General features: G+C 69.3%; 11 protein-coding genes. 4 read left to right on the forward strand and 7 right to left on the reverse strand.

The window, feature by feature from the left end:
- Positions 1–61: 61 nt before the first annotated feature.
- The 6 genes from ABJF88_00250 to ABJF88_00275 form a co-directional block, all read right to left on the reverse strand.
- The gene (locus ABJF88_00250; protein ID MEP0545340.1) at positions 62–541 is read right to left on the reverse strand and encodes a TerB family tellurite resistance protein; all 480 of its coding nucleotides are present in this window, start codon (positions 539–541) and stop codon (positions 62–64) included.
- A 33-nt stretch (positions 542–574) separates the two neighbouring features.
- Complete coding sequence (locus tag ABJF88_00255) at positions 575–1,816, reverse strand: FAD-dependent oxidoreductase (protein MEP0545341.1); 1,242 nt, start codon at positions 1,814–1,816, stop codon at positions 575–577.
- A 9-nt stretch (positions 1,817–1,825) separates the two neighbouring features.
- Complete coding sequence (locus ABJF88_00260) at positions 1,826–2,815, reverse strand: MoxR family ATPase (GenBank protein MEP0545342.1); 990 nt, start codon at positions 2,813–2,815, stop codon at positions 1,826–1,828.
- A gap of 73 nt (positions 2,816–2,888) precedes the next feature.
- Positions 2,889–4,229, reverse strand: a complete 1,341-nt coding sequence (locus ABJF88_00265) for a peptidylprolyl isomerase (GenBank protein MEP0545343.1) — start codon at positions 4,227–4,229, stop codon at positions 2,889–2,891.
- A 124-nt stretch (positions 4,230–4,353) separates the two neighbouring features.
- Positions 4,354–5,247, reverse strand: coding sequence for a peptidyl-prolyl cis-trans isomerase (locus ABJF88_00270; protein ID MEP0545344.1), 894 nt, complete (start codon positions 5,245–5,247; stop codon positions 4,354–4,356).
- 79 nt (positions 5,248–5,326) lie between these two features.
- Entirely contained in the window at positions 5,327–7,360 is a 2,034-nt protein-coding gene (locus tag ABJF88_00275) for a peptidylprolyl isomerase (GenBank protein ID MEP0545345.1), read from the reverse strand.
- Between the two features lie 246 nt (positions 7,361–7,606).
- On the opposite strand from ABJF88_00275, the gene ABJF88_00280 reads away from it, so the two are divergent.
- From ABJF88_00280 to ABJF88_00295, 4 genes are all read left to right on the forward strand, one after another.
- A complete protein-coding gene (locus tag ABJF88_00280; protein MEP0545346.1) occupies positions 7,607–8,185 on the forward strand; it encodes an RNA polymerase sigma factor in 579 nt (192 codons plus the stop codon).
- Between the two features lie 53 nt (positions 8,186–8,238).
- Positions 8,239–8,694, forward strand: a complete 456-nt coding sequence (locus ABJF88_00285; protein MEP0545347.1) for a zf-HC2 domain-containing protein — start codon at positions 8,239–8,241, stop codon at positions 8,692–8,694.
- 365 nt (positions 8,695–9,059) lie between these two features.
- Positions 9,060–10,541 carry a glutamate--tRNA ligase gene (gene gltX / locus ABJF88_00290; protein MEP0545348.1) on the forward strand — a complete coding sequence of 494 codons (1,482 nt, stop codon included), beginning with the start codon at positions 9,060–9,062 and terminating at the stop codon, positions 10,539–10,541.
- A gap of 11 nt (positions 10,542–10,552) precedes the next feature.
- A complete protein-coding gene (locus tag ABJF88_00295; GenBank protein ID MEP0545349.1) occupies positions 10,553–10,819 on the forward strand; it encodes a hypothetical protein in 267 nt (88 codons plus the stop codon).
- 1 nt (position 10,820) lies between these two features.
- On the opposite strand, the gene ABJF88_00300 is transcribed toward ABJF88_00295, so the two are convergent.
- Positions 10,821–13,160 (reverse strand): glutamine--tRNA ligase/YqeY domain fusion protein, encoded by a 2,340-nt coding sequence (locus ABJF88_00300; GenBank protein MEP0545350.1) that lies wholly within the window; start codon positions 13,158–13,160, stop codon positions 10,821–10,823.
- Positions 13,161–13,182 lie beyond the last annotated feature (22 nt).

Genomic DNA, 13,182 nt, shown 5'->3' on the forward strand with positions numbered 1-13,182 from the left:
AACAACGGGAACCGGAATGCAGTTCCGGCCCCCGTTGAAGCGTGGTTGAATAGCGCTGCGCTCAGCCCAATTCGTCCGGGCAGGCGAGGGGGCGGACGATCGCATCGCCTTTGCCGTGCTCGCGGAGGTGGTAGGCGTACGTGTGCATCGTAGCGATGTCTTCGGGGGAGATCCCGAGCTCCTCGCGCACGGCCTCGAGCGTCTGCGGCTCGCCGGGCTCGATCTCGCCATCGGCGAGGGCGACGTCGACGAGGTTGAGCATCAGCCCGCGGCGGATCGACTCATCGGTGTCCTTGAGGAGGTCGAGGCAGGCGCGGAGGGACGGGGGAGAGATGCTGAGGGCGAACGCGCGCTGGCGGGCGTCCTCGGAGAGCCCCTCGAGCTGGAGCGATTCGAGGATCTGGTCGGACTCGCGCTCGTCGATGGTATCGTCGGCGGCGGCGAGGGCGAAGAGGGCGCCGTAGAAGGCGAGCCGTTGTCGCTCGGAAAGGCCCGAGAGGTCGAGCACGGAGGGAGCGGGGGGAAGTTGGGTGGCAGCCATATGCGGAGATTGGAGTCGGTCGGAGGGGGACGGTTAAGATACGGACGTTGACGCGCGATCCGTTGCGGCGGCTTCGCGGTCGAAGAGGTCGAGGAGCGGGCGGCGACGCCACGCCGGGCTGTACTTCCGCATCCAGCGGCGGTCGACGGTGTGCTTGAGGCGGAGAATCGGGCCGCCGCGCAGCCAGAGCCGACCGGAGACCCAGAGGCCCTCGGGCTCTCCGGTCGAGAGGATGAGCGGCGTGAGTGGGTAGGGCGTGAACGCGCTGAGATCGAGGTCGCCGAGGGAGCGATCCGCCAACAACGCATCGAGCGCGCGGGCGATGTTGTCGCGGAGCAGCGGCCCCTGTTTGACGGCGTTGACGCCAATCTTCTTCAAGTCGGGATAGCTGTCGAGCGCCGCGCAGTCGCCCGCCGCGAAGAGCCACGGGGCCGAGGGGCACTGCATCGTGTCGGCGACGCGGAGGAAGCCGGCGTCGTCCACGGGCAACCCAGACTCGCGGAAGAGGGGCGGACCTGCCGTGCCGGTCGCCCACAGCACGCGGTCGGCCGCGATGCGGGTGCCGTCGGCGAGGACGACCTCGCCGTTCTCCGCCGCTTCGACGCGCGTCGAGAGGGTGACGGTGACGCCACGCTGTTCCAACAGGCGAAGGGCTTCGCGCTGCATCCCGGCCGGGACGTTCGGTAGCAACGAATCGGCCGGTTCGAAGAGGGTCAGCCGGAGGGCGTCGGGCCGAGTGGCGCCGACGCGCGCGCTGACGTTGAGTGCGACTTCGACGCCCGCCGCTCCGCCGCCCACAATCGCGAGGTGCTGCGTTCCGCTTTCGCGGTCGAGGGCGTCGCGGACGAACCGTTCGAGCGCTTCGATGTGGTGGAGCGGCTTCGTTGGAATCGCGTCGCCGGCCGCGTCCCGCTTCGGGTTCACGCCGCCGACGTCGAGCGCGGCGAGGTCGCACGGCAGCGTTTCGCCGGAGGCGAGCACGACGCCCGGCGGGTCGAGCGAGAGGCCTGTCACCCGGCTCTGCGTGAACGCCACGCCGGACGCGGCGCACAGCCGACGGAGATCGACCCGCACCTGCTCCGACGCGTAGACGCCGCCGAGGTGCTCGGGCACCATCCCCGAGTAGAACAGCGCGTCCGACTCATCGACGAGCGTGATGGCGACGCCGCGTGCCGTCCACGTCCCGGCGTGCTTCACGAGCGGCAGCATCGCGTGGCCCCCGCCGACGAGGACGAGGTGGGGCGAGCGGCTGCGTATGGCGGTGCGGGGGTCGATGGTGCGGGGCTAGCGGTCGAGCAGGCGGTTGATGATGTCCACGGCCGAGACGCCCTCGGCTTCGGCGTTGAAGTTGGGCACGATGCGGTGCCGGAGCACCGGGATCGCCATCCGGTCGACGTCCTCGACGAGCGGCGTGAGGCGGCCGTCGAGGAGGGCGTTCGCCTTCGCGCCGAGGATGAGGTACTGCGAAGCGCGCGGCCCGGCGCCGTAGCTGAGGTACGCATTCACGTGCTCCGGCGCGCTCTCGCGCCCGGGCCGTGTCTTCGTGACGAGCCGGACGGCGTGCTCGATCACGTTGTCCGCTACCGGCACCTCGCGCACGAGCGACTGGTAGGCCAGCAGCTCTTCGTGGCCGAGGACGGGCGCGATCTCGGCCGCCCGCGCCCCCGTCGTGCTTCGGACGACGTCGACCTCCTCGCGGAAGCTGGGGTAGTCGAGCCAGAGGTTCAGCATGAACCGGTCGAGCTGCGCTTCGGGGAGGGGGTACGTGCCCTCCTGCTCGATCGGGTTCTGCGTGGCGAGGACGAAGAATGGCGCCTCCAGCGGGAACGTCTCGCCCGAGGCCGTGACGTGGTGCTCCTGCATCGCTTCGAGCAGTGCGGCCTGCGTCTTCGGCGGCGTCCGGTTGATCTCGTCGGCGAGGACGACGTTCGCGAAGATGGGGCCGCGCACGAAGCGGAACACGCGGCGGCCGGTGTCGCGGTCCTCCTCGATGATCTCGGTGCCCGTGATGTCGCTCGGCATCAGGTCCGGCGTGAACTGGATCCGGCTGAACTTGAGGTCGAGCGCCGAGGCGAGCGAGCGGATCAGCAGCGTCTTGGCGAGGCCCGGCACGCCGACGAGGAGGCAGTGCCCGCGCGCGAGGAGGCACACGATCACGCCCCGCACGATCTCGTCCTGCCCGACGATGACTTTGCCGATCTCGCGACGGAGCCGGTCGTACGCATCATGCAGCGCGTCGACGGCGGCGGGGTCGGACGAAGCGGGGGCGGCCATAGCGATGGGATTCGGACGGGGGAAGGGAAGGCGGGAGCGCCGAGACCACACGCCTCAGCACGCTACGGCGAGATCAGCCTGCGATGTCGGGGGAGCGGAGCGATTCGTCTTTGATGGCGACGTACACGGACCTGCGCAGCTCGTCGATCCACTCGCTCATCACCTGCTGCCGCTTGTCTTGGAGGGCGAACTCCTCGATCAGCGCGTAGTCGTCGGCGAGCGTCATCGGGTGGGCGGGTGTGCGCCGCTGGAGCAGCACGATCTGGTACGCCTCGCGCCCGTCGAGCAGCTCCACGTTCGCCGGCTGGCTGATCTCGCCGACTTCGAGCGTGTCGAGCGTCTGCTTCCACGTCGGGCTGAGGGCGTCGTAGCGGAGGTCGCGGTCGCCGCTTTGGGGGACGGTTACGTTCCCGCCGCGTGCGGCGGACGTCTCGTCCTCGGAAAACTCCTTCGCCATCAGCGCGAACGACGCGCCGCCCGTCAGCACGGAGTCGCGGACCATCTCGAGTGTCGCGAGCGCCTCGGTCGGGTCGGTGCGGGAGGCGTCGATGCGGATGAGGACGTGGTTGAAGTCGACGACGTCGCCGACGCGGTTGTTGAGGCGCATGACGTGGTAGCCGAACTGCGTCTCGAATACCTGCGAGAGCTCGTCGGGGTTGAGCGTTGCAGCGATGGCGCCGAACTCGGGGACGAGGTCGCGGATGTTCACGCTCGCGTAGCGCCCGCCGCGAGTTGCGCTGCCGGGGTCGTCGGAGTAGCGCTGCGCGAGGGCTTCGATCGTCTCGGCGCCGGTGGCGATCGAATCGCGGATCGCGTCGATCGTCGCGCGGGCCTCGTCGCGGGCGGACTGATCGACGTCGGGGAACTGGACGACGTTCGCGACGCGGACGAGGTTCGGCACTTCGGGGATCGAGTCGGCCGGGATCGCGGCGAACCACTCGCGGACCTCCTGCGGCGTGATGCGGACCTGGAAGTACTTCCGGCGCTGGAGCGTCTGGGCAAGGAGCTGGTTCTGGACCTGCTTGCGGAAGTCCTCGCGGAGCTGGGCGACGCTCTTACCGTAGAGTTGGATCACCTGATCCTCGCCGCCGACTTGCGCGATGAGCGCTTCCGTCCGCTGATCGAGCGTCTCGTTGACCTCGTCGGGCGTGACGATGATGGTCGTATCGCGCTTCGCGTGCTCGACGAGAACCTCCTGCGTAATGAGGTCGTCGAGGGCTTGCCGGCGGACGACGTCGGTGACGGCGCCGCCTCGGGAGAGCTGGAGCGCGAGGGCTTCGACGTCGGAGCGGAGGATCACGTTGCTCCCGACGACGGCCACGATCCCATCGACCTGGCCGACGGGTTGAGCGACGGCGGCGGGGGCGAAGAGGAGGACGGCGCTGAGCGCGAGGAGGAGGCGGTACGGGGTCATAAACAAAGCGTGCTCGGTGGGGGATAGGCGGAACGTGCGCGTGCGCTCATTCCGTGTGCCGGGCGCGGGGCTCCGCGTTCCTCCCGGCGAGAAATCGGTCGTGCGGAAACGACGAGGGGACGCGTCATGGCGTCCCCTCACCCCGAACGGAGGGTTCGCGGATGTCGAGCTCGTTGCGGGCCTCGGCCTCGCTGCGGAGCCGTTGAACATGACGGGCGACCATCTGTTTCCGCGCCTGAATGGTCACCTGGCGGGTGATCTCGTCCTCGATCCACGCCAGCTCCGGCTCGGTGCCGGCCTCGGCGCGGTCGACGAGTTGGAGGACGTAGAACGCATCACCGGCTTCGATCACGGAGCTGATCTGGCCGGAGCCGAGCTGGGGGAGCGCCTGCCAGACCGAGGCCTCGTCGGCGGTGAGGAGTCGGCTCTCGGGGACGTACGAGCGGCCAAGTGCGAGGGCCGTCGCCGTGTCGGCGGCGAAGGCGCGCGCGGTGGCTTCCCACAACGAATCCTGATCGGCGCGGAGTGCGGCCCGCTGCATCGCGGCGCGGGCCGTCGCTGCGCTGTCGCGCGTCGCCGTCTGGATGAAGCGGACGCGGACGTAGGGCTCGCGCAGCCGGAGCCGCTCCCTGTTGCGCTCGAAATAGGTCTCCATCTCGGCGCGGCTGAGCGCGGCGGTGTCCTCGTCGTAGAGGGCCGCGAGGAGGGCCGCCGCGAGCACGGCGCGCTCGTTCTCGACGAGCTGACGCTGGACGTCGGGCCGGTCGCGGAGGCCGCGCGCCTCCGCTTCGCTCGCCATCAGCTCCGCCGTCACCCACTGCTCGATCACCTGCTGCCGCGCCGTCACGCTGTCCACGCCCGCCGGCACCGCGGCGAGCGCCGCCGTCAGGTCCGCTTCCGTCAGCCGCGCGTCCCCGATCCGGGCGACGTACGCGCGCGGTTCCGGGGTCGCCGGCTCGCAGCCCGCCGCCAGGGCGAGCACGAGCACGAGGGCGAAGAGGAGCGGGAGGCGAGGCATGGGGTGGGAGGATAGCAGAGAAGGGAGCGCGTCGGGCGGTCCGCCGGCTCCCTTCTCCAGTACGCTGCGCGAGGCGGTGTTATTGCGCGGTGTCAGTAGGGACCGACGCGCTCATCACGTCGTCGAAGGCGGTGCGGAGCCGCTCGGGATAGAGTTCGGCGTTGTACTTCCGGCGGAGCCGCTCGCGCAACTGGGTGTCGAGGAGGTCTTGGTATTGGGCGACGATCTGAGCGCGCGCCTCCTCGAACTTCATCGTGCGCGGCGGCTCGATCGCGTCGAGGTAGAGGATGGCCTTCCGGCTCTGGTAAGGCAGCACCTCCGTCCGCTGGCCGACCTCGAGCGCGAGCGCCTGGTCGAAGAGCGACTCGTTGGTCTTGCTGACGAAGACCGTGTCGATCCGCACGTCCTGCTCAGCGTCGGCCATCATCGCGTCGATCTCGGCCGGCGTCTTCCCTGCGTCGAGCGCGGCGGCGGCGACGGAGAGGAGCGAGTCGTTCCGGCTGTAGAAGCCGATCACGCGGTGCCGCTCGGGGAACTGGTAGTCGTCAATGCGCTGGGAGTAGTACACCAGAAGCCCGATCGAGTCACGTGCAGCCGCATTCCAGACCGAGTCCTCGGAGATGCGGAAGAGGAGCACGCCGTCGGCGTAGTCCTGCATGATGCGGCGGAACTCGGGGTCGCGGTCTTCGAGGCGGTACGCCGCGAGCTCGACGGCCTGCTCGTTGAGGTAGTCGTCAGCGAGGGCGAGGAGCTGGGAGAACTGGTCGGGGGCGGGGGCGACGCGCGTCTGCCGGAGGTAGTCGCTGAGCCCGCCGAGGGCGTACGTCGAGTCGCCGATTGTGGCGAACGTGCTGTCGCTGTACGTACCGAACCGCTCGACGACGGCACCCCGGAGGAGGCTGTCGGCGGGGTAGGCGGCAGTGGCGCGGCGGACGAGGGCCTCGTCGAGGGTACTGCCCACTTCGGCGCGGAACTCCTGCCCGACGGCCTGCCGGCGGACGGCCGTGCGCGGCAGCCGCTCGGCGAGCGGCTTCAGCGTCGAATACGCCTCGTCGTACGTCGGCATCTCCTTGCGGCCGGTGAGCTTGATGAGGTGGTAACCGAAGCGCGTCTCGACGATGTCCGAGACGTCACCGACGTTCTCGAGGTCGTAGGCTGCGTTCGCAAAGGGTTCGACCATCCGTACGCGGCTGAAGAACCCGAGGTCGCCGCCGTTCTGGCCGGAGGCCTGGTCGTCGGAGTACTGCCGGGCGAGCGTGGCGAAGTCCTCGCCGGCGAGGATGCGCTGCCGGAGCGATGCGGCGAGTTCGCGGGCCTGCGTCGAGTCCGCTGCCGTGGCCTCCGGGCCGAGGCGGATGAGGATGTGCGAGGCGCTGATCTCGGGCGACGCGGCCCGGCGGTCGGCTACGCGGAGGATGTGGTAGCCGAAGCTCGTGCGGAAGACGGGCGAGACCTCGCCGACGGGCGTGGTGTAGGCCTGGCGCTCGAACGCGTCGATCATCCGGCCGCCCGTGAAGTACCCGAGGTCGCCCTCGTTGCGCGCGGCCGACGGGTCCTCGGAATGGCGGACGGCGAGCGCTGCGAAGTCGGCCCCGGCGATGACGGAGTCACGGATCGCGGAGAGCTTGGCATAGGCGGCAAGCGTGTCCTCGGGCGCGGCGTTCTCGTCGACGCGGAGGAGGATGTGCGAGGCGCGAAGCTCCTCTTTCTGCTTGTCGTAGAGGTCGCGGATGATGCCGTCGAGCACCTCGCGTTCCACGAAGTACGGCTTCGCGAGCTGCGCGCGGTAGTCGTTGATCTCGCGCACGAGCGCGGTGTCCTCGTCGAGCCCGAGGTCGCGGGCCTGCTGGACCTTGAGGCGGAAGTCGACGTAGCGCGAGAGGAAGTCGGCGTAGGCGGGGAACGAGTCCTGAGCCGCCGCTTCGCGCCCCCCGACGGAGAGGGCGTAGCGGGTCTCGAACTCGTCGAGCGTCAGCGTCTCGCCTGCGAACTGCGCCACGGCGCGGTCGTCGGAGGCGGGGAGACGGCCGGACGAGCAGCCGGCGAAGAGGAGCACGGCGAGGCCCGCAAGCGCGAAGGCGGGCCGCACGGTAGAAGGACGGAGTCGCAGCATAGTCATGGGGTGGAATGGCACGGCGAAAGGATCGCGTGGGTGGGGCTCTTCGAAAGCGAGCGAAAATACACCGCCCGGACAGGACCTGCCGGCCGAACCGCTTAAAGCGTCGGAGAAAAAGGGGAGGAGCGGACGGGCCAGGCAGCGGCGTAACGTCGGCCACGCGGCAGCCGCGTCCGGCGGACGAGCAACTTTTGGTGAAGGTCTCGGTCTACCTCTAAATCCTCGCCCCTAGCGCCCCTGCCCATGCCGCCGGACGACCGAGCCCTCATCGAAGCCTTCCAATCCGGCGACGAGTTCGCCTTCGTGGCGCTGTACAACCGCTACAAAGCGCCCGTCTACGCCTTCTGCGTCAAGATGCTGCTCGACCGCGCGGCGGCCGAGGACGTACTCCAGGAGACGTTCGTCCGCGTCTACGAGAACCGCGAGCGGCTGACGCGCCCCGGCTCGTTCAAGGCGTGGCTCTTCACGATCGCCCGGAACCAGTGCCTCAACCAGCTCCGCCGGCAGAACCGGCAGGTCTCACTCGGCGACACGGAGCCGGTCGGGCGCGGGGAGACGCCGTTCTCGAACCTCATGAAGAGCGAGCAGGTGGACCTCGTCAACGAGTACCTCGGCCAGCTCAAACCCGAGTACCGCGAGGTCATCGTGCTACGCGAATACCAGAATTTGTCGTACGAGGAGATCGCCGCCGTAACTCGGAACACCGTGAGTTCGGTAAAGAGCCGGCTTTTCAAAGCCCGCCGCAAGCTCGGCGAATTCCTCAAGCCGATCCTCGACCCCGAGCCGCCGGCCGTGGTCGTCGCCAAACCTCCCGTGGCCTGACGGCGTCCCGGTGACGCTCTCCGCCCGACCCTCCCGCTCCACGCCTCCCTCGCATGACCGACCACACCGAAGACCTCCTCAACCTCTACATCGACGGCGAACTCCCGCTCGATCAGCAGGGCGCGCTGTTCGCCCACCTCGCCGAGAGCCGAGAGGCCCGCGTGCAGTTCAACGCGCTGATGGCCTTCCGCCTCGCCACACGGATGGACGCCAACCCCGTCGCCCCCGCCGTCGACGAAGCCCTCTTCCAGCGGATCGACGGGCTCCGGGCGGGCCAGCAGCAGGCCGTGGGGCGGGCGGAGGACCGGCGGCCCTTTCGCGCCCTCCGGCGCCGCGTGACGATCGGGACGACGCTCGCGCTGATGGCCCTCGTGCTCGTGATCCGCGCCCTCGTCCCCGGCCCGCCGCCGACCGAAACGGTCCGCTTCATCTCCGTCGAGCACGTCGAGCCGGTCTACGTGATGTGGCCCGGCGTGACGGTCGAGGACGAGACGCTCGTCGGGCAGTGAGGGGTTGTCCGTGGTGATTGGTCCGTGTTCCGTGTCATTGGTTAGTGGCGTGCGGTGCGAAGCCACGGACAAAGGACGACTGCCTACCCTGTTACGAAGTGCGCTTCTTTGTCATCCTGAGCTTGTCGAAGGATCTGCGACGAGCAACGCGGTGCCGAGGAGAGATGGGCTTCGCCGAGCCCTACGGGGTTCCTCGACAAGCTCGGGATGACACGCAGAGCTCACCGAGCTTCTCCGCGGAGTGACGACCGACCACGGACGACTGACCACGGACAACCCCTCGTCTTTCACTCGGATTTGCGCAACGGGCGCGGGGGCGGCGGCTATACTTGGGCGACCTCTCCCTTCGCCCATCCGCACGCTCCATGGCCGACACCGTCCGCGTCCGCTTCGCCCCCAGCCCGACCGGGCTACTCCATATCGGCGGGCTCCGCACCGCGCTCTACAACTACCTCTTCGCCCGCAAGCACGGCGGCACCGTCCTCCTCCGCATCGAGGACACCGACCGCTCCCGCTACGTCGAAGAGGCCGAGGCCGACATCCTCGACTCGCTCGCGTGGGCCGGGCTCGACTACGACGAGGGGCCGGAGAAGGGCGGGCCGCACGCGCCGTACTACCAGTCCAAGCGGGGCGATCTGTACGAGCGCCACGTCGCGCAACTCGTCGAGAGCGGGCACGCGTACTACGCCTTCGACACGGAGGCCGAACTCGACGCGATGCGGGAGCGGCTGACGACGAAGGAGAACCCGACGCCGAAGTACGACGCGGTGACGCGGGCGGAGATGCAGAACTCGCTCACGCTCTCTGCCGAGGAGGTGCAGCGGCGGCTGGAGGCCGGCGACGAATACGTCGTCCGGCTGAAGGTGGAGCCCGGCCACTCGGTCCGCTTCGAGGATCTGATCCGAGGGTGGGTCTCGTTCGATTCGAGCGAGATCGACGATCAGGTCCTGCTCAAGAGCGACGGGATGCCGACGTACCACCTCGCGAACGTCGTGGACGACCACGCGATGGACATCACGCACGTCATCCGGGGCGAGGAGTGGCTGCCGTCCGTCCCCAAACACCTCCTGCTGTACGAGGCCTTCAATTGGGAGCCGCCCGCGATGGCGCACCTCCCGCTCATCCTCAGCCCGACCGGCGGCAAGCTCTCGAAGCGGAACGCCGACAAGATGGGCATCCCCGTTTCGGTGAAGGACTACCGCGCGGCTGGCTACGAGCCCGAGGCCCTGGTCAATTTTCTTGCGTTCCTCGGTTGGAACCCCGGCGACGAGCGCGAGCTGTTCTCATTCGACGAACTCGTCGACGCCTATTCGGTGGAACGGACCAGCCACAGCGGCGCACAGTTCAACCTCGACAAATTGAAGTGGTACAACGGCCAGTACCTCCGCGCCAAATCGGTGGACGCGCTCGCCGACGAGGTCCGACCTTTCCTCGACGAGCGCGGGCTGACGTATGACGACGAGACGCTGCACGGCGCGGCGGCGCTGATGCAGGAGCGGATTACGTTCGCCCACGAGATCGCGACGGACGCTGCCTACTTCTTCGAGGACCCGACCGAGTACGAGGAGGCGGGCGTCAAAAAGCGCTGGAAGGACGACAGTGCGGCCCTCGTCCGCGCCTACGCCGACCGGCTCGAAGCGGACGACGCATTCACCGTCGAGAGCACCGAAGCCGTGATGCGGCAGCTTGCCGAGGACGAAGGTGCTGGGTTCGGACGGATCATCCACCCGGTTCGGCTCGCGACGACGGGCGTGACGGGTGGGGCAGGGATGTTCGAGACCCTCGTCGTGATAGGCCGCGAGGCGACGATCCGCCGCCTCCGCCGCGCCGCCGACGTGCTCGGGTAAAGAGACGACCGATGAGCGACGACGGACTGTTTCAGATCAACGCGGCGAACGTGCCGTTCGCGGTCCTGCCCGGGCTCGTGCTGATGTTCACGCTCGCCCCGGCCGCCGCGCCGACGGTCCCGTTCGCGTTCACGGGGTTCTTCAGCGCGTTCGTCGGGGCCATGCTCGGCCTGCTCGTGTATCGGCAGGTGCGCGACTACGGGCCGCTCGCCCGCATCGGCGCGCTCACGGCGCTGCTCTTCGGGCTCTGGGCCGTGATCGAACTGATCGTGCCGTAGCTCAGCCGTCGAGCCGGTCGCGCAGCAGGGTCTGGACGGCCTTCGCGTCGGCGCCTTTCGGGGCGCGGCGCATGACCTGGCCGGTGAAGAAGCCCAGCAGCCGCGTCTCGCCCGCTCGGTAGCGCTCGACCTCGTCGGCGTGGGCGGCGAGGACGGCGTCCACGTCCGGCGCGAGCGCCGCGTCGTCGCGCACGGCCGCGAGCCCTCGGGCTTCGACGACGGCTTCTGCATCACCGCCTTCGTCGACAAGCGCGGCGATTACCTCGCTCGCCGCCGTTCGCGTGATCGTCTGCGCCCCGACGAGGCGGAGCACGTCGGCGAGCGCCTCCGGCGTGGCCGCCGACTCGGCGAGCGAACGGCCTCCGAGCGCCGGGCGTAGCTCGTGGACGAGGAGCACGGACGCCTCCCGCTCGGAGACGCCGACGGCGACGGTGGCGTCGAACAGCGCGTCGAGCGCCGCGTCGGACGCAAGTACGGCGGCTTCTTCCTCGCCGACGCCGCGCGCGACGAGGGCGTCGTACGCTGTACGCTCGTCGTCGGTGAGCCCGGCGGCGGGATCGCGTGGCGCTGCCGGCGGAGCGGGCGGTGTCGGTTTCTTCGAGGCAGCCGGTTTGGGCGCAGCGTTCTTCGTCTGCCGTCCCCACGTGTCTTTGAGGGCGACGATGCGGTTGAAGACGCGGGCGTCGGGCGTGCTGTCCTCGGGGTCGCGCCAGAAGAAGCCGAGCCGCTCGAACTGGTAGCGCGTGGCGTCGGCATCGTCGGCCACGCTCGGCTCTACGAAGCCGTCGGTCTCGAGGAGTGAAACGGGGTTCAGCGCGTCGAGGAAGTCCTCGAACGTGTCCGGCGCGGGATCGGTGAAGAGCCGGTCGTAGAGCCGGAACGTGGCGGGGAGCGCGTGCTCGGCGCTGAGCCAGTGGATCACGCCGCCGACCTTCCGGTCCGTCGGGTTTTCGCCCTCGCCCGTCGCCGGGTCAAATGTGCCGAGGTCGGCCGTGGCGCGGAGGCCGACGACGTTCCCGGCGTCGTCTTTCTCGACGTCGGTGCAGGTGATGACGTAGCCGTGGCGGAGGCGGACGGAGGCGCCGGGGGAGAGCCGCTTCCAGCCCTTCGGGGGCACCTCGGCGAAGTCGTCGCGCTCGATCCACAGCTCGCGCGTGAGCGGGAGCCGGCGCGTGGCGGGGGCATCGGCGGGCGGCGTCACGTCGTGCGGCCAGTACGGCGCGTCGGTCCACTGCGTGCCCTCGGGCAGGTTCTCGACCGTGAGTTTCAGCGGGTCCGTCACGGCGAGGACGCGCGGCGCGACGGCGTTGAGGTCGTTGCGGACGGCGTACTCGTAGCGGGCGAGGTCCACGCTCCCGTTGACTTTGGTGACGCCAATCTCGTCGAAGAACGTCCGGATGGCCTCGGGCCGGACGCCGCGGCGGCGCTGCGCGGCGAGCGTCGGCATCCGCGGATCGTCCCACCCACGTACATGGCCTTCCTCGACGAGCCGCCGGAGCTTCCGCTTGCTCATCACCGTGTAGTCCAGGTTGAATCGGGCGAACTCGTACTGGTGGTTGCGCGGCTCGGGGATGCCGATGGCGTCGAGGTACCAGTTGTAGAGCGGGCGGTTGACGTCGAACTCGAGCGTGCAGATGGAGTGCGTGACGCCTTCGACGGCGTCGCCCTGCCCATGGGCCCAGTCGTAAAGGGGGTAGATGCTCCACGCGTCGCCGCGCCGGTAGTGGTGGGCGTCGCGGCGGATGCGGTACATCAGCGGGTCGCGCAGCTTCATGTTCGGGTGCGCGAGGGGCCCGTGCTCCGTGTCGATTTTCGCGCGGAGGACGTGGCTGCCGTCGGGGTGCTCGCCGCGCCGCATCTCGTCGAGCAGGCGGAGGTTCTCTTCGACGGAGCGGTCGCGGAACGGGCTCGGCGTGCCGGGCTCGGTGACGGTGCCGCGGCCGGCGCGGATCTCGTCCTCACTCTGGCTGTCGACGTACGCGAGCCCCTTCTCGACGAGGTCGACGGCCCACTCGTAGAACTGCTCGAAGTAGTCCGACGCGAAGCAGACTTCGGCGGGCTCGAAGCCGAGCCAGCGGACGGCGTCCTCGAGCGCGGCGACGAACTCGGGCCGCTCGGTCTCCGGATTCGTGTCGTCGAAGCGGAGGTTCGTCTTGCCGCCGAACTCGCGTGCGAGGCCGAAGTTGAGGCAGATCGACTGCGCGTGGCCGAGGTGGGGATAGCCGTTGGGCTCGGGCGGGAAGCGCGTCACGACGCGGCCGCCGTACGTGCCGGCTTCGACGTCGGCGGCGATGATGTCCCGGAGGAAGTTGGAAGCGTGATGCTCGGAGGTCGGCTCCACAGGGCAGCGGGTTTGTCGGAAG

This window comes from Rhodothermales bacterium (assembly GCA_039944855.1).
Classification (GTDB): Bacteria; Bacteroidota; Rhodothermia; order Rhodothermales; family JANQRZ01; genus JBBSMX01.